Origin of the sequence: Streptomyces sp. NPDC048111, from assembly GCF_043202815.1 — a bacterium.
In the GTDB taxonomy this organism is placed as follows: Bacteria; Actinomycetota; Actinomycetes; order Streptomycetales; family Streptomycetaceae; genus Streptomyces.
This window is the reverse complement of record NZ_JBIDBD010000001.1, coordinates 352,728-372,844: the sequence shown is the minus strand read 5'-3', so window position 1 is coordinate 372,844 and position 20,117 is coordinate 352,728. Positions and strand designations below refer to the sequence as shown.

The window sequence follows — 20,117 nt, the reverse complement described above, 5'->3', positions numbered from 1 at the left end:
ACAGCCCAAGTGTCCTGAATGGGCGGTTATGTGGGGCTCGATCGGCGGCGCAGTAATGTCCTAATTGGGGGTAATGAGTACACCCCTCCTCTTTTGTCGAAGGGCTCTTCGGTTGCACCGCGGGCGAGTGAATTGGGTCACGTGCGGCGTGCGGGGCGGGCCAGGGCGGTCGACGTCAGTTCTGTTTCCCCGAAAGCGAGTTGGGGATTTCGGTGGGGTGCGGATCCGCTGTCCATTCAAGTTGATCTATATCCGTGAGTGCGCCGCATGAATTCCGGCCTTGTTTCCGCTCGGCCTATTCGTCTACGTTCACCGTCAATCCGGAAGGAACGCCGAATCCTGCCGCCGTCCGGAGCCTCCCACACACGTACGGCAGGAGCGGGGGACCCAGGTAAGCCGCCGAACCGGATTCCGGAACGGCTGGGGTGAAGTCGCGCATGCCGCGGCCGGACATCTCCCGTCCGAACCCGACAGCTCACCTCGTAGGCGACGGAGAGGAAAACACCATGCCTGCAAAGGGCAAGCACCGCCGTCCGAAGTCCAGCGCGTTCTCCCGCCGCCTCGCCGTCGCGGGCACCGGCGGCGCCGTTCTGGCCATGCCGGTGATCGGCGCGACCACGGCCTCCGCCGCCCCGTCGCACGCGGCCACCGCGGTCACGTCCGCCCCCGCCGTCGCCGCGGCCAAGACGGTCACGGCCGCGAAGGCCGCCCCCACGAGCTACTCCGTCGCCGCCGGCGACTCGCTCGCCAAGATCGCGGACGCCCTCCAGGTGACCGGCGGCTGGAAGCAGCTGTACCAGGACAACCAGGGCGTCATCGGCAGCAACCCGGCGCTGATCCACCCGGGCCTCAAGCTGACCATCGGCGGCGCCGCCGCGAGCACCGCCCGCGACGCCTCGGCCGACCGCGCCGACCGCTCCGCGCGGACGACCACGCTCGCCACCCCGGCCTCGACGAAGTTGTACGCGAACAACCTGGACGGCTGGATCAGGCAGTCGCTCGACATCATGGCCCAGCACGGCATCCCGGGCAGCTACGACGGCATCTACCGCAACATCATGCGGGAGTCCTCGGGCAACCCGATGGCGATCAACAACTGGGACTCCAACGCCGTGGCCGGAACCCCCTCCAAGGGCCTCCTCCAGGTGATCCAGCCCACGTTCAGCGCCTTCCACGTGCCGGGCACGTCCACGGACCTCTACGACCCGATCGCCAACATCACCGCCGCGTGCAACTACGCGGCCAAGACCTACGGCTCGATCGACAACGTCTTCGGGGCCTACTGACAGACCCTGTGGCCGGGCGCTCTCGGAGGCGGGGAGCGAGCGCCCGGCCACAGCACGGCTCATCGCCGGCCTCCGCACGGTCACAACTGACCGTGCGGCATTGCCTTTTGGGGGTTCGGCCGCGCGCCGGGCCGCCGCCTCCAGGTGCTCAACGCTGCCGCTCCCGGGTGCTCAAGCCGGGGTGGCGCAACTTTCGTTCACCCTCCGGAGTGAACAAATCGCTGGCTGCACGTTTCTGCATGCGCGGCTGTTCCTAGGGTGCTAGTGCGTCACCCCGGAACCACGGTGACTGTCCCACTACCGAGTACTCCCGCGCCGCGGGGGTCAGTTCTGGACCGGGAGCTGCCATGGGATCCACCACTCAGCCGTCCGTCTTCGCTCCCGTACCCCTGCCGCCGGGGCTGCTGCCGGACCGCAGCCGCACCGCCCGCACCTACCTGATGCGCGGGTTCACCGTCGTCGAGGTCCACGGCACCGTCGACCTGGCCAGCGCGCCCGATGTGCGGCTCCATCTGGACGCGGCCACCCAGCCCGCCGGTGCCCGCGTGATCGTGGATCTGCGGCCGGTGGACTTCTTCGACTGCTCCGTGCTCACCCTGCTCTGCCGGGCCCACCGCAGGATCCGCGAGCGCGGCGGCCACCTGGGCCTGGTCTGCGTACGGCCCTGGCACCTGAAGATCCTCGCGGCGGGACGGCTCGACACCCTGCTGTGCCCCGCGGCGTCCGTCGACGAGGCGGCCCTCGCGGCGCTGGCGCGCAACGATTCCCAGAACAAGGCGCCCTGAGGCGCGGCCAGTTGACCCGAGGACGGCCCGGCGCGGGCGTATCGTCACGCCATGGACGACCAACTCGCCGCCCAGTGGCTCGCGACCGCCGTCGAAGAGGCGCGGGCGGGCCTCGCCGAGGGCGGCATCCCGATCGGCGCGGCACTCTACGGTCCGGACGGCACCGTCCTCGGACGGGGACACAACTTGCGGGTGCAGAACGGCGACCCCTCGCTGCACGCGGAGACCGCGGCGTTCCGGCACGCGGGCCGACAGCGCTCATACCGGGGTACGACCATGGTGACCACGCTGTCCCCGTGCTGGTACTGCAGCGGTCTGGTGCGGCAGTTCGGCATCTCGCGCGTCGTCGTGGGGGAGGACCGGACGTTCCGGGGCGGACAGGAGTGGCTGGCCGAGCACGGGGTGGAGATCACGGTGCTCGACGATCCGCGATGCGTGAGCATGATGACGGACTTCATCGCGGCCCGCCCCGACCTGTGGAACGAGGACATCGGGAAGTGAGTCGCACGCGACCCTTCGACGACATGATGGTCCGTCAAGTTGTGCCCCACGCACCGTGGTTGATGAGTTCCATCAGCGCGCCGAGGTGGGGGATGGTCGCGATGTGCGGGGGAAGCTCGGCCGGACGGGGGCGGGAGCCCACGAGAATAGCGGCCATCCCGTGGGTGTGGGGGCCCAGCGCGTCGCCCCGCGGGTTGTCGCCGACGAACAGGATCTCTCGCGGCGGGCAGCCGGCCGCCGCCGTCACCGCGGCGTAGAACCGCGGGTCGGGCTTGCGGAAGCCGAGGGTGCTGGAGAGCACCAGGGCGTCGAAGCAGTCCGCGATGCCGGCGTCCCGCAGGGTCGTGCGGCGCACCGGCTCGGGCCGGTCGGTGTTGGAGGCCAGCACGCAGGACAGTCCGGCCGCCCTCAACTCCCGTACGGCAACAGCTGCTTTGGGGTCGACCCGGGCGTCCGGCAGCACGGTGAACACCCTCTCGGTCGCGCGCCGCAGATTGGGGACGCGGGCTCCGCACTCATGGGCCGCCCGGGCGAGACGGTCCACGAAGGGCGTGCGCAATCCCCGGGCCGGGTCGGTGCGACGGGCCTCGCGGGTGACGGAGTCGAAGCGTGCGGGGAACTCCGCCGGGACCGAGACTCCCGGCAGGCCGGCCAGGACGTCCGCGACGAACCGTCCGTCCGGGACCGGGCCGTGGCCGGCCAGGGTGCCGACGAAATCGAGCGCGAGCACACGCGGCCGCTCCATGGGACCGCCCCTTTCCCGGGATCCTGAGGTCACCCTAGGGGTGGCCGCGGGCAATTCGGTTCAGTGGCCAGGACCGGCGATTCGCCCTTCGGCGGGCCGAGCGGGTCGGTGCCCCACGGGTCCGCCGGATGATCTGATGCGTACATGGAAGAGGAGAAGGAAGTCCCCCCGCGCAAGAGGTGTCCGATCCGGTGGCCGGTGCTGGCGGGTTCGGCGGCGCTGGCGCTCGCGGCCGGTGTCCTGCCCGCGGCGGCGGCCCCGGTGGACCGGCAGAGCGGTGAGCGCGCTCAACAGGCGGCCCTGCAACGCCATATGGAGAGCGTCGCCCCCTCCCCGACGGAGCTCAGGCGCTTCCTCGAGGCGCTGCCCAAGGGGGGCGATCTGCACCACCATCTGGCCGGTGCGGTGCGGGCGGAGTCCGTCATCGGGTATGCCGCGCGTGACGGCAAGTGCATCGACGCGACGACCTACGTGGCCACCGAGGGGCCCGTTCCGTGCGCTGCGGGACAGCGCCCGGCCGCCGACGCCGCGGTGCCGGGGCCGTTCCGGACGGCCGTCGTGCGTGCCTGGTCGATGCAGGGCTTCGTGCTGCCGCCGGACGGCGACCCACAGCCCGGCCACGACCACTTCTTCAACACCTTCGGCGCCTTCGGCGCCGCCCAGACCGGGCACGACGCGGACATGCTCGCCGAGGCCGCGCGGGACTCGGCCAAGGAGCACAGCCAGTATCTGGAGACCCTGATCTCTCCCGGGATCGGCCCGCTCAACCAGCTCGTGGACCGCGTCCTGCCGCACGACCCGGGCCCCGACGACCTCGCCGCGTTCCACGCCACCCTGACCGCGGACCCGCGCTTTGAGGCCATCGTCCGGCAGGCGGCCGACGACACCGACCGCAGCGTCCGCGACTCGCGCAAGCTGCTCGGCTGCGACACCCCGAACGCGCCCGAGGCCTGCCGGATCGCGATCCGCTTCGACTACCAGGTGCTGCGCGCCCAGGGCCCGCGCCACGTCTTCGCCCAGCAGATCCTCGGCTTCGAGCTCGCCCGCCGGCACCTGGGCCGGGTCGTCGGCGTGAACATGGTGCAGCCCGAGGACGCGCCCCTCGCGCTGCGGGACTACACCCTGCACATGAGGATGGTCGGCTTCCTCAGGTCCCGTGCCCCGCAGGTCCATGTCACGCTGCACGCGGGGGAGCTCGTCGGCGGACTGGCCGGTGTGACCGGGCGCGATCTCACGTTCCACATCGGCCAGGCCGTCGGCGTGGCCGGGGCCGAGCGGATCGGCCACGGCGTCGACCTCGCCCACGAGCACGACCCCGAGGCCCTGCTGGCCCGGATGCGCCGTGCGCACGTCCTGGTCGAGGCGCCCCTGATCAGCAACGCCCAGATCCTGCGCGTGAGCGGCGACCGGCACCCGCTGCACACCTACCTGGACGCGGGCGTCCCGGTGGCTCTGGCCACCGACGACCCCGGGGTCAGCCGCACCGACCTGACGGACGTCTTCCAACTGGCCGTCCGGGACCAGCGGTTGACGGTCGCCCAACTGCGCACGATGGTCCGCGCCTCGCTCGACCACGCGTTCATCGAGGGGCGCGGTCTGTGGCAGGAGCGGGACAGGTACGACGCGTTCACCCAGCCGTGCGTCCACGACACCCCGGCGAACGACCGACGGCCCACCGCCCGTTGCCGTGCCTTCCTCGCGACGAGCCCCAAGGCCGCCGTCCAGTGGAAACTGGAGGCGGACTGGCGGGACTTCGCAAACCGCTACGCCCCCGACGCAGGACACAGGCGGCGCGGCGTGCCGCCCTTGAGGGTCGCGTCGGCGCAACCGCCCGGGAGGCCGTCGTGGGCACGGGTGCCGAAGTTGGCCGTCACGGTGAGCGTGCCGGCGCCGAACACCGTGCGCTGAACGGTGCGGTCCGCCGTGAGCCAGGCGAAGCCGGTCAACTCCTTGGTTCCGGCGGCCTGGTGCAGCGGCGCGAAGTACTGCTGCAGAGCGGCGAGTTCGCGTGTGTTCTCGTCGTCGTGCGGGTCCTTGTCGCTGAGGACGAAGTTCAGCGGGGTGTTGTAGAGCATCGCGAGCAGCGCGCGGTCCTTCTTCTGGTCGGGGAGCTTGCCGTAGGGCAGCTCCCAGCGCTCGACGTTGATCAGCGAACCGTGCAGGGCGGTCTCGTACAGCGGTACTCGGTAGGCGGGGTCGTACATCGCCTTCAGGGCATCGGAGGCTGCCGCACGGTGCTCCGGCTTGAAGTCGCCGACCCGTACCGGCTTGAAGAACGTGTCGGGTGCGGCCTGCGGTGCGTAGCCGCCCCAGGCCGGATCGTCCTTGGGCTGGTCGGGGGCGCTGTCGAAGTGGCCGGTCTCCATCGGCCAGAGCCGCCCGTCGACCGGGGTCCCCGAGCCGTGGTCGAAAGCGAGGACGCCATTGGCCCACGCCCCGGCGGACTCCGATCCCAGGACCAGGGGGTCGCGGTGGGCCGCGTCGTACGTGCCGTCGGTCAGGCGCCCCATCCGGGCCAGCCGGTTCGCGCGGTCATCGGCCATGGTCATCGGGTGCGCCGTGTCGTGGTCGCGGAACAGCTCGCCCGCCGCGTCCACGTCCAGGAAGTAACTCGTGGCGCCGTTGGCGACCAGGGAGCTGCTGCGGTCGGCGAGGTAGTGGTGTCCGCGCTCGGCCTGCTCGAACGCCTGCGAGCTGAGGTAGCAGCCCTGCCGGTGGAAGCCCGGCTGAGGGGTGCCGTCCGCCCGGCGCACGCAGAAGGACGGGTAGACGCCGTCGGGCCAGATCGAGTTCGGGGGAGTGTCGGGGCCCTTGGCGCGCCCGTTGGCGTACGAGTCGTACGGTCCGACGAGGTATCCGGCCCGGGCTGCCGCCGCGACGTCCGCGGGCTTCATGGGGGCGTCGTCGGCGTCGTATCCCAGCCAGAGCCGGGACACGCCGAGGGACGTGAGCCGGTCGATCCCGGCCGTGGTGCGGGCGCCGCCCCAGGCGTAGGCGTGGAAGGCGCCGAGCAGTTTCGCGGTCTCGGGGTTGGCCGCGATCTTGTCGCTCAGGCTGCCGAGCCGCCCGTGCTCCGCGAGCCAGCGCCGGTAGTCGGTGGCCGGAGCGACGGGAGAGCCGTCGGTGAGGGTGAAGGCGACGGTGTACGTGCGGGTCGTGTTGCCGCCGGAGAAGGTGTGCCTGGCCGTGGTGCGCAGCCGTCCGTCCGGTGAGGCGTAGCCGAGCGTGGTGTCGATGTCGGTGGGCGTGAGGTAGCTGACGCCCCGTCCGCCACCCAGTGAGTAGCCCCAGACGGGCAGGGTGAGCTGGGACGCCATCTCCTCGGCCGAGCCCACGAGTTGAGCGCGGGAGGAGTTCCAGAACGGATCGGAGACCGGCAGCGACAGGCCCTCGCCGCGCGGCAGCTGGAGCGCGGTCGCGCCGGGGTCGGTGCCGGTGACCGGCCACGCCAGGCTCTCGTCGCGGTCCGCGGTGAGGCTGATCAGGAGCCGCCCGCGCTCGACACGGGCCGCCGCGTGCAGTCCGCGCGCCGGGTACGACCACCGGGCGCCGTCGGCGGTCGTGGTCACCCGGCCGGGACGGCCGGGTGCGTCGGCGGCCGGGTCCGAGACGCGCAGGGTGCGTCCGTCGTCGGTACGGGCGGCGATGCCCAGGGTCCTGGTGTCGATGGTGGCGGTGCCGCCGGCCACGGGCAGGTCGACTTGGCCGTCGTGCACGCGGATCCCCGAGCCGGTGGGTCCGGCGGTGGCCGCCGGGGTGAGGCCGGCCGTCAGGGCGGTGGCGACGGCGAGAACGAGCAGGCCGCGCCGGGGAGTTCGGCGGGCGTGGTGCGCCAGGGGGGACTTCCCCGTAGTGGTGTCCATGGGGCAGTGATAGTGAGGCGTTGTAAGAGCGTTCTAAGAGAGCCGGTCCCGGGAGGGGCCCGGGCTCCCCGTGCCGTCCGCCGGGACGGGCGGCCAGTGGCCCGGCGCCAGGACCCCGAGGGCGTAGGCCTTCGCCACCAGGGCCGTGCGTCCCTGGACGCGCCAGCGCTGGGAGAGCCGGGTCAGGTGGTAGTTGACGCCGTCCACGGTCAGGCCGAGCGCCTTGCCGACCGCCGCCGTGGTCGCGCCCGACGCGGCCAGCGCGAGGATGCGGGCCTGCACCTCGCTCACCGCACCGCGCGCCGGCGCCGGCGGTTCGGGGCGCTCGTCGCGTACGTACAGCATGGCGAGCAGTACGGCCGCAGGTTCGGGCACGGTCATGATCGGGTCGATGGTGAACTCGCCCTCGCGCGCGGCGCCGTGCCGGTCGCGCCAGGTCACTTCCAGCGGATAGCGCGAGGTGCGTCCCGCGCGCAGCGCCTCCACCAGCCGGTCCAGCTGGACCTCCGAGCGCGGGGTGAACAGCTCGCGCAGGCCACGGCCGCGCAGCCGGCCCGGTGTGGTGCCCCACTCGGCGGCCATCGCGGGATTGGCGACGTGCACCTCGCCCTCGATCGTGCAGACGGCGATCGGCAGCGGGATCCGGTCGAGGAGGGTCAGGAAGTGGTTGCGCCAGGCCCCCAGCTCCTCCGAGGACTGCTCACGGACCTCGCCGCCCGCCGGAGCCCGGTCGTCGGGCGCGGCCGGACGCGGAGCCGCCGCCCGGCCGCCGGCTTCCCGGCCGTCCGCTGCCGCCAGGCCGTCCGCCGCGGCCGGTGCCGTCGCGCGCTCGTCGGCCATGCCGCGTGCCACCGCCCCTCCTTGGCCCGTCCGCAAGTGCCGGACGCGAGAAACCACTGCACAATCATGCAGTCGCCCGCCCCGGCACGGCACACCGGGAGGGTGAGTCTTGAGCCATGACGGACACGATCCTGATCCCCACGCCTGCGCACCCCGCCACCGACGACACCGTCCCCCTCGTGGACATCTCGGCCGGCGGCCTCACTGAGACACCCATCCAGCAGGCCATGGAACTGACCCGCGCCCACGGCCCGGTCTACCGCCGCCGCCTCAATGAACACCAGCACCTGTTCGTCAGCTCGCTCGACCTGGTCACCGAGGTGTCCGACGAGACCCGCTTCGCCAAGGGCATCTCGAAGATCCTCGACCACGTACGCGAGTTCGCGGGCGACGGCCTGTTCACCGCCTACAACGACGAGCCGAACTGGGCGAAGGCGCACGACATCCTGATGCCGGCCTTCGCGCTCGGCTCCCTGCGCACCTACCACCCCGCGATGCTGCGGGTGGCACGCCGCGTCATCGACAGCTGGGACGACCGCGCGGGGAGCGGCGCCCCGGTCGACGTGGCCGACGACATGACGCGGATGACCCTGGACACCATCGGCCTCGCCGGTTTCGGCTTCGACTTCGACTCCTTCGGGCGGGCCACCCCGCACCCCTTCGTCGAGGCGATGGTGCGCTGTCTGGAGTGGAGCATGCAGCGCCTGGGGCGCGTGCCGGGCTCCGATCACAGCGCCGCCGACCGGGAGTTCGAGCGGGACTCGGCCTATCTCGCCTCCGTGGTCGACGAGGTCATCGCCGCCCGCACCGAGAGCGGGGACACCTCCGTGGACGACCTGCTCGGCCTGATGCTGGGCGCCACGCACCCCAAGGACGGGACCACCCTGGACGCGGCCAACATCCGCAACCAGGTCATCACGTTCCTGATCGCCGGCCACGAGACCACCTCCGGCACCCTGTCCTTCGCGCTGTACCACCTCCTGAAGGATCCGGCCGCGCTGCGCCTGGTCCAGCGCGAGGTGGACCAGCTGTGGGGCGACACCCGCGACCCCGAACCCGCCTTCGAGGACATCGGCAGGCTGCGCTTCACCCGTCAGGTCCTGAGCGAGACCCTGCGCCTGTGGCCCACGGCCGCCGCCTTCACCCGGCAGGCCCGCGAGGACACCGTGCTCGGCGGTCGGGTACCGATGGCCGCGGGCGACCTCGTCACGGTGCTGACACCCATGCTGCACCGCGATGCGGTGTGGGGTGACAACCCGGAGCTCTTCGACCCCGGGCGGTTCACGCCCGAGGCGGAGGCGGCCCGCTCGCCACACGCGTACAAGCCGTTCGGCACCGGGGAACGGGCCTGCATCGGGCGGCAGTTCGCCCTCCACGAGGCGACCATGCTGCTCGCGCTGCTCGTGCACCGCTACCGCTTCCTCGACTCCGGCGACTACCGCCTGCGGATCCGGGAGACCCTCACCCTCAAGCCCGAGGGCTTCACGCTGTCCCTGCTCCCGCGCACCCCCGCCGACCGCGCCCTGAACCGGCTCGCGCTGCCCGGCGCCGCCGCCGTCGCCGAGGCGCCCACGGCCACGCCCGAACTGCCCACCCGGGTGCGCCAGGGCACCGGTCTGCTGGTCCTGCACGGCACGAACTACGGCACCTGCCGCGGCTTCGCCGAAAGCCTGGCCGTCGAGGCCGCGGCCCTCGGCGCCGCCACGGAGGTCGCGCCGCTCGACGCCCACGCCGGGGCGCTGCCCGCGGACCGCCCCGTCGTCATCGTCGCCGCCTCCTACAACGGACAGCCCACCGACGACGCGGCGCGTTTCGTCCGCTGGGCCGAGGAGGCGGGGCCGGGCGCGGCTGAAGGGGTGCCGTTCGCGGTGCTGGGCGTCGGCGACCGCAACTGGGCCGCCACCTACCAGCGCGTGCCGACCCTCATCGACGACCGGCTCGCGGCCCTCGGCGGTGAACGTCTGCTGCCCCGCGCCGCAGCCGACGCCTCCGGTGAACTCACGGGCGCCGTGGGGGAGTTCACCCGGGAGCTGCGACGCGTGCTGCTGGCGCGGTACGGGGACGCCGACAGCGTCGGCGCTCCCGCTCCCGCCGCCGGTGCGCCCTACACCGTCACCGAGGTCACCGGCACCGCGCGCGAGGCACTGGCCGCACGCCACGGCCTCGTCGAAATGACCGTCACCGAGAGCCGCGACCTCACCGCCCCCGGGCACCCCAGGCCCAAGCGCTTCGTGCGGCTCGCCCTGCCCGACGGCGTCGACTACCGCACCGCCGACCACCTCGCCGTGCTGCCCGCCAACAAAGCGGACACCGTCGCCCGGGCCGCCTCGGCGCTCGGCGTGGACCTCGACACCGTCCTCAGCATCCACGCGTCCGGCGCCGCGCCCGGCGCGCCGGCGCCCGACCGGCCCCTGTCCGTACGTGAACTCCTCACCCATCACGTCGAGTTGGGCGCTCGCCCCACCCGGGAGCAGATCGCCCTGCTCGCCGCGCGCAACCCCTGCCCGCCCGAGCGCGCCGCGCTCGAACACCTCGGGGCCGACGACCCGCGTCCGCTCCTCGGCCTCATCGAGGACCACCCCGCCCTGCGCGGCGCACTCGACTGGCCCACCCTCCTGGAACTGCTGCCCCCGCTGCGCCCCCGCACCTACTCGGTGTCCTCCTCGCCCACCCGCGACCCCCGGCACGCCGATCTGATGGTCTCGCTCAACCCGGGCGGCACCGGGTCCGGCCATCTGCACGCGCTGCGGCCGGGCGACACCGTCCTCGCCCGCGTCCAGCCCTGCCGCCAGGCCTTCCGCATCGCACCCGACGCACCCGAACCGGTGATCATGATCGCGGCGGGAACGGGCCTCGCTCCCTTCCGCGGCGCCGTCACCGATCGGCTCGCACAGTCCCGCCCCGCGCCCGCCCTGCTGTACTTCGGCTGCGACGCACCGGACGCGGACTTCCTGCACGCCGACGAACTGCGCGCCGCGGAACGGGCGGGCGTCCTCTCCCTGCGGCCCGCCTTCAGCGCACCCGCGGAGGGCGGTGGCCGCTTCGTGCAGCACCGCCTCATCGAGGACGCCGACGACATCTGGCCGCTCCTGGAGGCGGGCGCCCGGGTGTACGTGTGCGGCGACGGCAACCGGATGGCGCCGGGCGTGCGCAGCGCCTTCCGCGAGCTGTACGCCCTGCGCACCCGGGCCTCGGCCGATGAGGCGGAGAGCTGGCTGAACCGCCTCACCGCCGAAGGCCGGTACGTGGAGGACGTCTACGCCGGCTGAGGCGTCCCGGGCGCGCTCCTGGGCCGGGCGGACGGCCCGCCGGGGAGCGCGCGCCGCCGCCGCGCACCACAATCGGAGGAACCGGGACGCCCGCCGCACCGGCGGCCCGCCCACCTCGACATCTCGACACCGGGAGAGAGCACGCGATGCCCACCAGCTCCGCAAGCACCGGCAAGGACACCATGAAGGCCATGACCTACTCCGCGTACGGGGACAACGCGGTCCTCAGCCTCACCGAACAGCCCCTGCCCAAGGTGGGCCCCGGCGAGGTGGTCGTGCGGGTGCGCTGCGCGGCCGTCAACCCGGTCGACTGGAAGATCATGTCCGGCGGTCTCGACGGCATGATGGACACCGTCTTCCCCGTCGTCCCGGGCTGGGACGTCGCCGGCGTGGTGGAGCGCGTGGGCATCGACACCCCCGAGTGGAAGGAGGGGGACGAGGTCATCGCGTACGCCCGCAAGGACTATGTGCACGGCGGCACCTTCGCCGAGTACGTGACCGTTCCCGTACGGGCACTGGCCCGTAAGCCCGGATCCTTGACCTGGGAGGAGGCGGCGGGCCTGCCGCTGGCCGGGCTCACCGCGCACCAGACCCTGACCCGCCTCGGCACCGCGAAGGGCGACACGGTGCTCGTGCACGGCGCCGCGGGCGGCGTCGGCACCTTCGGCGTCCAGATCGCGCGGGCGATGGGCGCCCGCGTGATCGGCACCGCCTCCGAGCGCAACCACGACCGGCTGCGCGAACTCGGGGCCGAACCGGTGACGTACGGGGACGGCGTCGCCGACCGCGTCCGGGCGCTGGCACCCGACGGTGTGGACGTCGTCGTGGACTACGTCGGCGGGGTGCTCGACGCCACCCGCGCGGTCCTGCGCGACGGCGGACGCCACGCCTCGATCGCCGACCCGTCCGTCATGGAGGCGGGCGGCCAGTGGATGTGGGTGCGCCCCGACGGTGCCGGGCTCGAAGCGCTGGCCACCCTCGCGGACGCGGGCCAACTGAAGGTCCCGGTCGCCGAGACGTTCCCCCTGGAACGCCTGGCCGAGGCTTTCGAACTCAGCCAGGCGGGCCACACCCACGGCAAGATCGTCATCCGGGTCGACGGGGACGCGGCGTAGCCTTCGGGTTCGGCGGCGGACGGGTGCCGGATCGGTGTCCGTGGGGTCGGATCCGGACGCGCGCCCGTCGGACGTGCGGTTGGACGCGGCCCGGGTGCCTAGCATGAGCGCCGTGGTCCGCCCGCCGCCGACACGAACGGAGCGCCGTGATGAGCGACCCCGACCCGGGCGCCGCCCCGGAGCCGGCCGCGCCCGATGAGCAGGTCGGGGCGCGCTCCCGCAACGGCCCGCGCCCCGGGGGCCGTCGGCTGGCCGCGGCGCTGGCCGTCACCGTGGTCGTGGCCGGCGGGGGAGCCCTGGCGCTCGGCGCCCGTGACGACAGCCACCCGGAGGCGAAGCGCCCCGCCCCGGAGCCGACCACCGTCGAGGTGTCGACGGGCGCCTGTGGCAGGGGCTGGAGCGGCGCGACGGCCGGCCCCCAGGTCTTCCGCCTGCGCAACACCTCGGCGACGGCCGCCGAGGTCGATCTCACCGACCCCGCGACCGGGGCCGTCTACGGCGAGATCGAGGGCCTCGCCCCCGGCACGTCCCGCGAGTTGCGGGTCGTCCTCGGCGGCGGCTCCTACGCCTTCAAGTGCCTGCCGGACGACGCCGACGCCGTGACCGGACCCACCGTGCGGGTCACCGGCCCGCGCGCCGGAGGCGGCCCGGCCGCGGTGCCGGTCACCCAGCACGACCTCATCCCGGTGGCCCTCGCCTACCAGGCCTGGATCACGACGCGGACGGTCGAACTCGCCGACCGCACCGATGCGTTGACGGCCGCGATCGACGACGGCGACCTGGCGGCGGCGCGCTCCGCCTGGCTGCCCGCCCACCTCGTCTACGCGCGCATGGGCGCCGCCTACGACGCGTTCGGCGCGGCGGACACGGCCATCGACGGAGCGGGCCCGGCGCCCGCCGACGCGGCGTCCGCCCAGGACTTCGCCGGTTTCCACCGCGTCGAGTACGGGCTCTGGCACGGCGAGCCGGCCGCGTCCCTGCGCGGCCCGGCCGAGCGGCTCGCGGGAGCCGTGCACGCGCTGCGCGACAGCTGGCCGCAGGAACGGCTCGACCCCGCCCAACTCGGGCTGCGGGCGCACGAGATCCTGGAGGTCACCGCCCAGTCCGTACTCACCGGCCGCACCGACTACGGCAGCGGCACCAGCCTCGCCACCGCCCGGGCCAACCTCGACGGCACCAGCGAACTCCTCACCCTGCTGCGCCCGTTGCTCACCTCCCGCTACCCGGACCTGCCGCGGCTCGACTCCTGGCTCGACCGCACCCGGCGCACCCTGGACGGCTTCGGGACGGGCGGCCGCTGGACACCGCTGGACAAGCTCGCCCGCCGGGACCGGCAACGCCTCAACAGTGACATCGGGCAGGCGGTGGAACTGCTCGCCCCGGTGGCGACGATCTGCGACGCGCGGAGGACGACATGAGTGAGGTACGACGCCGGGGTCTGCTGCGCGGCGCCGCGGCAGGCGTGGGGACGGCGGTCGCGGCGGCCGCCCTGAGCGGCGCGGTCCCCCGCCCCGCCCGGGCGGGTGTGACCGCCGCTGTCCCCGCACCCGTGGACTTCCACGGCGCGCACCAGGCCGCCATCCTCCAACCCCCGTGCCGCGCAACGGCGTTGGTGTCCTTCGACGTGACGGCCGCCGACCGCAGGGAACTCACCGAACTGCTGCGCACCCTCACGGAGCGGGCCCGCTTCCTGGCCACGGGCGGCACCCCGCCGCCGCTGGGGATCACCGCCCCGCCCAGCGACTCGGGCGTGCTCGGACCGCAGGGGCCCACGGGCGCGGTGACGGTGACGACCGGCGTCGGCGCCTCGCTCTTCGACGACCGGTTCGGCCTCACGAGCCGCAGACCGGCCCGGCTCGCCGCCATGCCGGCCTTCCCCGACGACGACCTCGACCAGGCCTGGTGCCACGGCGACCTGAGTGTGCAGCTGTGTGCCGACAGCCAGGACGTGGTGCTGCACGCCCTGCGCGACATCGCCCGCCACACCCGCGGCGCGATGCAGGTGCGCTGGCGCATGGACGGCTACACCAGCCCGCCGAGGCCCAGCGGAACGCCCCGCAACCACCTGGGGTTCAAGGACGGCACGTCCAACCCCGACACCTCCGACGCGGCCACCATGAACCGGCTCGTGTGGGTCGGCCCGGGAGGCGGCGAGCCCGCCTGGACGGCCGGCGGCAGTTATCTGGTGGTCCGGCTCATCCGCATGTTCGTCGAGTTCTGGGACCGGGTCTCGCTCGGCGAGCAGGAGCGGATGATCGGACGCGGCCGGGACACCGGTGCGCCCCTGGACGGCTCCGCCGAGTTCGACGCGCCGAAGTTCGCGGAGGACCCCAAGGGCGACGTGATCCCCCTGGACAGCCACATCCGCCTCGCCAATCCGCGGTCCGGGTCCAGCGAGAGCGGGCGCATCCTGCGCCGCGGTCACAACTACGACCGGGGCACGGACGCCAATGGCGACCTCGACATGGGGCTCGTCTTCTGCTGCTACCAGCGGGACCCGGCCCGGCAGTTCGAGGCCGTGCAGAAGCGCCTCGCGGGCGAGCCGCTGGTGGACTACATCAAGCCGTTCGGCGGGGGGTACTTCTTCGCGCTGCCCGGCGTGCGGGACCGCACCGACTGGTACGGCCGCGCCCTGCTCGGCTGACCGCGGCCGACCGGGCGAATCCGGCCAACAGGGGGTCAGGTTTCGGCCTGGTATCCCCGGCTGTCTGTCCACCATGGGGACACGGTGTCGCCGTCGCGGTGTAGTGGTCCGCGCGAAGCATCGCGATTCGTCAACGACATCACGAAGGCGGCCGGGCGCCGGACGCCAGTGGAGGCACGCGAAGCATGGGCAGCAGAGGCAGCGCGGCGGTCCCGGGACGCCGGGCCGGACGGTGGGGGGTGCTCGCGGGAGCCGCGGCACTCGGCCTGCTGAGCAGTACGGTCCCGGCCTCGGCCGACCCGGCGGACCACCCCGGCGGCCGGCCGGCCACCCCGGTCAAGCACCTGGTGGTGCTCTTCCAGGAGAACGTCTCCTTCGACCACTACTTCGGCACGTACCCGGTCGCGGCCAACACCGACGGCACGGAGTTCACCGCCGACCGGCGCACCCCGAAGGACATCGACACGCTCCGCAACGCCGGGCTGCTGACCAGGAACCCCAACCAGTACCTGCCCAAGCGGCTCACCCCCGAGCAGGCCATGACCTGCGACCAGAACCACGCCTACGGGCCCGAGCAGTACGCCGCCAACGGCGGCAGGGCCGACCTGTACGTCCAGAACACCGACTCCGGCAAGTGCTCCGGCAACCTGTTCGGCGAGCCGGGTCTGGTGATGGACTACTACGACGGCAACACCGTCACCGCGATGTGGAACTACGCCCAGCACTACTCGCTCGGCGACAACTCCTTCAGCAGCACCTACGGTCCCTCCACGCCGGGGGCCATCAACCTCGTCTCCGCGCAGACCCACGGCGTCATCTCCACCGACCCGGCCTCCGGCACCGAGCACCCCGAGCAGACCGACACGCCCGACCCGTACGCGGTGGTCTCACCCGACGCGGAGGGCGTGGGCACCCTCGTCAACGACCCGGAACCGGCCTACGACGACTGCTCGGGCAAGGACCACACCAGCTCCAGCCCGCTCGCCGCGATGCGGGGCCGCAACATCGGCGACCTGCTCAACCGGCAGAAGGTGACCTGGGGCTGGTTCCAGGGCGGCTTCCGCCCGAGCACCCCCTGGGACGGCGAGCAGGGCCACTACGCCAAGTGCTCGGGCACCACCCACACCAACGTCGGCGGCGCCGCGGCGGTCGACTACAGCCCGCACCACGCGCCGTTCCAGTACTACGCCTCGACCGCCAACCCCCACCACCTGCCGCCGAAGAACACCGCGGAGATCGGCCACGACGGCCGGGCCAACCACAACTACGACCTCACCGACTTCGACGCCGCGCTCAAGGCCGGCCGCCTGCCCTCGGTGAGTTTCCTCAAGGCGCCCCAGTACCAGGACGGGCACGCCGGGTACTCCGACCCGATCGACGAACAGCACTACCTCGTCGAGCAGATCAACAAGATCCAGCAGTCGCCGCAGTGGAAGGACACCGCGATCATCGTCGCCTACGACGACTCCGACGGCTGGTACGACCACGCGTACGCCAAGCCGCAGAACGGCTCCCGGGACACCAAGGCGGGCTCCGACGGACGGGCCACCGACAGCCCCGCATGCCAGGCCGGGCCGCCCGCCGCGGGCGGCCACCTCGACCGCTGCGGCCCCGGCACCCGCCAGCCGCTGCTCGTCATCTCCCCGTACAGCAAGGTGAATTCGGTCGACCACACCCGCACCGAGCAGGCCTCCATCACCCGCTTCATCGAGGACAACTGGCACACCGGACGGCTCGGCGACGCCTCCTTCGACGCCCGGGCCAACGCGCTCACCGCCGCCTTCGACTTCCGGCACCCCAACGGCAAGCAGGTCCTGCTCAACGCCGACGGATCGGTGAAGTCCGTCAAGGACATCCCCGAGCACCCCGCTCCGCCCGCCGCGGGCGCCGCAGGGACGTCCGCCCCGGGCGGTCCGGGGAACGCTCCGGTGCCCCAGAGCGCCGGTGAGGCCCTCGCCGAGACGGGCTCTTCGTCGGTCCTCCTCCCGGCCGGCATCACCGCGGGCGCGCTCGCGGCCGGCGGGGCGGGCATCGCCCTGGCGCTGCGCCGCCGCAGGAGCCGCACGAGCACCGCGCGGTAACTGCCGCACCTCCGGTTCAGCAAGGGCCGCCGACACCGTCGGCGGCCCTTCGCGCCGTGCGCCCCCGCCGTCGCGAACAGGACATGCCGCAAAGGGGAGTCGGCTCCCCGCGGCGCGGGCAACACCTAGGAAGGAAGAGGTGGTTCCGCCGGCTCGCGGAAGGACTCCGGATGGGGATCTACGGGCAGGACTGGGCGTCGTACCAGTCGTCGACACCGGATACGAGCGGCCTGTCCTTCGCCTTCGTCAAGGTCACCGAGGGACTCTCGTACATCAACCCGCACTGGCTCTCCCAGCGCGACCACGCCAAGGCCAACGGGCTCGTCTGGGGCGGCTACCACTACCCCAACATGGGCAACGGCGTACAGGCCGAGGCCGACTACTTCATCAGCCAGGTCAACTGGCGGCCCGGCGACGTCGTCATCCTCGACTGGGAGGGCTACGACCCGGCGAACTCGCACGTCGCCAAGTCGACCCAACGCGCCTACAAGGACGCCTGGTTGAGGTACGTCAAGGGCCGTCTCCCGCACAACCCCGTCGGCATGTACGCCAACCTCGACTACTGGCTGAACGTCGACCAGAACGGCTACTGCGCCGACTTCCTGTGGATCGCCACGGCCGGGCGCGCGGCCGGCGACCCGGGGATCCGGGCGAAGTGGCTGTTCCACCAGTACGGCGAGTCCGGCGGCCTCGACCGCGACTACTGCCCGCTCGCCGGCACGCGTGAACTGCGCGACTGGGCCCTCTCGTTCCAGACCTCACCGCCCCAGGAGACCGACATGCCCCAGTGGATCATCGGACGCGTCGAGCCCGGCGCCCAGCCCACCGTCGTCCTGCTCCCGCACGGCACGGCCTGGGCCGACTACCACCGCAGGCTGCACCTCGGCATGGACCAGATCACCGACGCCCCCGCCGTCGGCCCGGTCCGCGTCGCGCTGCACGACGGCACCGCGTGGCGCGCCATCCAGGCCGTCCAGGTCGAGGCCGCGGGCGGCACGGTCGACGTGGACATCGCGGCCGCCGACGTGAAACTGAGCCTGCAGACGGACACCGCGGGCGTCACCTTCGCCGTCGAGACCTGGTGACACCGCCGCCGCCCGCGCCTCCCACCGCGATCCGCCGGAACTCGGCCGCCGTCCTCGGGGACGCGTGGCGCCGGACATGACACGCTGGGCACTCTTGTCCCACGTCATGCGAGGAGGCGGGCGCGCGTGCGGCCGATCACACCGGGGGAGCCCCCCGAGGTCCTGACCGTGCTGGGCGAGGAGCGGCGGCTCCGCAAGGAACTCGGTTTCTGGAGCCTGACAGCGATCGGCTTCTCCAACATCCTCGGTTCGGGCTGGCTGTTCGCCGCGATGTTCGCCGCCCAGACGGCGGGCCCGGCCGCGCTGCTCTCCTGGGTGGGCGCGGGCGTGCTGTGCGCGCTGGTGGCGCTGGTGATGGTGGAGCTCGGGGCCACCCGGCCCGAGGGCGGCGGCACCGTGCGCTGGCCGCTCTACGCGAGCGGGCGCCTGGTCGGCACCGTCGTCGGATGGTCGGTGCTGCTCTCGGTGGGCGGCACGGCCGCGGAGATCAGCGCGATCATGCAGTACGCCGCCCACTATCTGCCGGGCCTCTACGACCACGGCCGCCTCACCGGCTCGGGGCTCGCCGTGGCCACCGGTCTGAGCGTCCTGCTCACCGCGCTCAACTGGTTCGCGGTCCGCGCCTTCGCGCGCCTGAACAACCTGGTGTCGCTGTTCAAGGTGCTCATTCCCGTCCTGACCGTGGTCGCCCTGTTCCTCTCCGGCACCCACACAGGCCGGCTCACCGACCACGGCGGCTTCGCCCCCTACGGCTACGCGGCCTGTCTGACCGCCCTGGCCGGCGGCGGCATCGTCTACTCGGTCAACGGCTTCCAGGCGCCCCTCGACTTCTCCGGCGAGGCCCGCAACCCGCGGCGCACCGTGCCCCTCGCGGTGCTCACCGGCATCGCACTCGCCGTGCTCGTCTACCTGGGACTGCAACTCGCGTTCCTGTTCACCGTGCCCGACTCGCTCCTCGGCCACGGCTGGCAGGGCGTCAACTTCGACTCGCCGTTCGGCCAGCTCGCCCTGGTGCTCAACCTGCACTGGCTCGCCACCCTGCTCTACGCGGACGCGGTCGTCTCGCCCGGCGGCTCCGCCTACGTGGGCGTCGCCATCGACGCCCGGCACACCTACGCCCTCGCCAAGAACGGCCTGCTGCCCCGGTTCTTCATGCGGATCGACCCCCGCTCCGGAACGGCCCGCCGCGCCCTGCTCCTGAACCTCCTCGTCATCATCGTGTTCATGCTGCCGTTCGGCGGCTGGCAGGACATCGTGAGCGTGATGGGCGACATGTACCTCATCGTGTACGCGGCCTCGGCGGTGGCCGCCGCCTCCTTCCGTGCCCACGACCGCGACCGGGGACTGCCGCCCGCCGACGGGCAGGTGCCCGGGGTGCACTGGATCGCGCCCATCAGTTACGTCGTGGCCTGCGAGTTCGTGTACTGGTCGGGCTGGCACCATCTGCGGCTGGCGCTGCCCCTGGTGCTCGCGGGCGTCCCGCTGTTCCTGCTGCTGCGCCGCGACGCCGACGGCCGCCCCACCCGTCTCGAGCTGCGCCACGGCGCCTGGCTCATCTTCCAGCTCGCCGCCCTGACCCTGCTGTCCTGGCTCGGCACCTTCGGCGGCTCGGGACACCTGCCCGCCCCGTACGACTCCGTGGCGGTGGGGGCGCTGTCCCTGGCGGTGTTCGTCTGGGCGGTCCGCTCGGGCGCGGACCATCTGCGTACGGCTCCGGTCACCGCGCTGCCCGTCGACTGACGCGCCAACGCCCTTCCCCGGCGCGGCAGATGGGCCGGAGCGGGCCACGACCGCGATCCCGAACCCACTCAAGTGCCGCAGAGCCGCGCATCCGGGGGCCGGATGTGCGGGAACACCCGTCGCGGCGCGTCCCTCCGGTGTTACCTTCCGTGTCGATCGTGGC

At 72.9% G+C, this 20,117-nt stretch carries 13 protein-coding genes, 1 pseudogene and 1 riboswitch; of the genes and pseudogenes, 11 read left to right on the top strand and 3 right to left on the bottom strand.

Features of this window, described 5'->3' with window-relative positions; all coding sequences use genetic code 11:
* Nucleotides 1-320: 320 nt before the first annotated feature.
* Nucleotides 321-504, top strand: a riboswitch (cyclic di-AMP (ydaO/yuaA leader).
* A gap of 2 nt (nt 505-506) precedes the next feature.
* The 3 genes from ACGF3I_RS01685 to ACGF3I_RS01675 all read left to right on the top strand — a co-directional run bounded on the left by ACGF3I_RS01685 (nt 507) and on the right by ACGF3I_RS01675 (nt 2,572).
* Nucleotides 507-1,286, top strand: coding sequence for a transglycosylase SLT domain-containing protein (locus ACGF3I_RS01685; RefSeq protein ID WP_393128494.1), 780 nt, complete (start codon nt 507-509; stop codon nt 1,284-1,286).
* A 347-nt stretch (nt 1,287-1,633) separates the two neighbouring features.
* The gene (locus ACGF3I_RS01680) at nt 1,634-2,071 is read left to right on the top strand and encodes an STAS domain-containing protein (protein WP_393128493.1); all 438 of its coding nucleotides are present in this window, start codon (nt 1,634-1,636) and stop codon (nt 2,069-2,071) included.
* A gap of 51 nt (nt 2,072-2,122) precedes the next feature.
* The gene (locus ACGF3I_RS01675; RefSeq protein WP_393128492.1) at nt 2,123-2,572 is read left to right on the top strand and encodes a nucleoside deaminase; all 450 of its coding nucleotides are present in this window, start codon (nt 2,123-2,125) and stop codon (nt 2,570-2,572) included.
* Between the two features lie 34 nt (nt 2,573-2,606).
* Here the strand turns inward: ACGF3I_RS01675 and ACGF3I_RS01670 are convergent, their stop codons facing one another.
* Nucleotides 2,607-3,317, bottom strand: coding sequence for an HAD family hydrolase (locus tag ACGF3I_RS01670; protein ID WP_393128491.1), 711 nt, complete (start codon nt 3,315-3,317; stop codon nt 2,607-2,609).
* Between the two features lie 144 nt (nt 3,318-3,461).
* On the opposite strand from ACGF3I_RS01670, the pseudogene ACGF3I_RS01665 reads away from it, so the two are divergent.
* A pseudogene (locus tag ACGF3I_RS01665) lies at nt 3,462-4,892 on the top strand (adenosine deaminase); the annotation flags it as partial.
* 188 nt (nt 4,893-5,080) lie between these two features.
* Here ACGF3I_RS01665 and ACGF3I_RS01660 read toward each other — a convergent pair.
* Entirely contained in the window at nt 5,081-7,180 is a 2,100-nt protein-coding gene (locus ACGF3I_RS01660; protein ID WP_393128490.1) for a glycoside hydrolase, read from the bottom strand.
* A gap of 33 nt (nt 7,181-7,213) precedes the next feature.
* On the bottom strand, nt 7,214-8,032 hold the full coding sequence (locus ACGF3I_RS01655; protein ID WP_393128489.1) for a PAS domain-containing protein: 819 nt from the start codon (nt 8,030-8,032) through the stop codon (nt 7,214-7,216).
* A gap of 104 nt (nt 8,033-8,136) precedes the next feature.
* Here ACGF3I_RS01655 and ACGF3I_RS01650 point away from each other — a divergent pair, with 104 nt between their 5' ends.
* The 7 genes from ACGF3I_RS01650 (at nt 8,137) to ACGF3I_RS01620 (ending at nt 19,954) form a co-directional block, all read left to right on the top strand.
* A complete protein-coding gene (locus ACGF3I_RS01650) occupies nt 8,137-11,289 on the top strand; it encodes a cytochrome P450 (RefSeq protein WP_393128488.1) in 3,153 nt (1,050 codons plus the stop codon).
* Nucleotides 11,290-11,471: 182 nt separating this feature from the next.
* Nucleotides 11,472-12,404 (top strand): NADP-dependent oxidoreductase, encoded by a 933-nt coding sequence (locus tag ACGF3I_RS01645; protein WP_393129092.1) that lies wholly within the window; start codon nt 11,472-11,474, stop codon nt 12,402-12,404.
* 149 nt (nt 12,405-12,553) lie between these two features.
* Nucleotides 12,554-13,822, top strand: a complete 1,269-nt coding sequence (locus tag ACGF3I_RS01640; protein WP_393128487.1) for an imelysin family protein — start codon at nt 12,554-12,556, stop codon at nt 13,820-13,822.
* Nucleotides 13,819-15,048, top strand: coding sequence for an iron uptake transporter deferrochelatase/peroxidase subunit (gene efeB, locus ACGF3I_RS01635; RefSeq protein ID WP_393128486.1), 1,230 nt, complete (start codon nt 13,819-13,821; stop codon nt 15,046-15,048). Before ACGF3I_RS01640 ends, efeB begins: the two co-directional genes overlap by 4 nt.
* Nucleotides 15,049-15,233: 185 nt before the next feature.
* Nucleotides 15,234-17,129 carry a phospholipase C gene (locus ACGF3I_RS01630; RefSeq protein ID WP_393128485.1) on the top strand — a complete coding sequence of 632 codons (1,896 nt, stop codon included), beginning with the start codon at nt 15,234-15,236 and terminating at the stop codon, nt 17,127-17,129.
* 170 nt (nt 17,130-17,299) lie between these two features.
* Complete coding sequence (locus tag ACGF3I_RS01625; protein ID WP_393128484.1) at nt 17,300-18,214, top strand: GH25 family lysozyme; 915 nt, start codon at nt 17,300-17,302, stop codon at nt 18,212-18,214.
* 135 nt (nt 18,215-18,349) lie between these two features.
* The gene (locus ACGF3I_RS01620; RefSeq protein ID WP_393129091.1) at nt 18,350-19,954 is read left to right on the top strand and encodes an APC family permease; all 1,605 of its coding nucleotides are present in this window, start codon (nt 18,350-18,352) and stop codon (nt 19,952-19,954) included.
* Nucleotides 19,955-20,117: the final 163 nt, after the last annotated feature.

Bases quoted from the DNA above. Each gene is read 5' to 3' on its own strand.
- ACGF3I_RS01685 (WP_393128494.1), top strand. From the start codon at position 507: ATGCCTGCAAAGGGCAAGCACCGCCGTCCGAAGTCCAGCGCGTTCTCC.
- ACGF3I_RS01680 (WP_393128493.1), top strand. From the start codon at position 1,634: ATGGGATCCACCACTCAGCCGTCCGTCTTCGCTCCCGTACCCCTGCCG.
- ACGF3I_RS01675 (WP_393128492.1), top strand. From the start codon at position 2,123: ATGGACGACCAACTCGCCGCCCAGTGGCTCGCGACCGCCGTCGAAGAG.
- ACGF3I_RS01670 (WP_393128491.1), bottom strand. From the start codon at position 3,317: ATGGAGCGGCCGCGTGTGCTCGCGCTCGATTTCGTCGGCACCCTGGCC.
- ACGF3I_RS01660 (WP_393128490.1), bottom strand. From the start codon at position 7,180: ATGGACACCACTACGGGGAAGTCCCCCCTGGCGCACCACGCCCGCCGA.
- ACGF3I_RS01650 (WP_393128488.1), top strand. From the start codon at position 8,137: ATGACGGACACGATCCTGATCCCCACGCCTGCGCACCCCGCCACCGAC.
- ACGF3I_RS01645 (WP_393129092.1), top strand. From the start codon at position 11,472: ATGAAGGCCATGACCTACTCCGCGTACGGGGACAACGCGGTCCTCAGC.
- ACGF3I_RS01640 (WP_393128487.1), top strand. From the start codon at position 12,554: ATGAGCGACCCCGACCCGGGCGCCGCCCCGGAGCCGGCCGCGCCCGAT.
- efeB (WP_393128486.1), top strand. From the start codon at position 13,819: ATGAGTGAGGTACGACGCCGGGGTCTGCTGCGCGGCGCCGCGGCAGGC.
- ACGF3I_RS01630 (WP_393128485.1), top strand. From the start codon at position 15,234: ATGGGCAGCAGAGGCAGCGCGGCGGTCCCGGGACGCCGGGCCGGACGG.
- ACGF3I_RS01625 (WP_393128484.1), top strand. From the start codon at position 17,300: ATGGGGATCTACGGGCAGGACTGGGCGTCGTACCAGTCGTCGACACCG.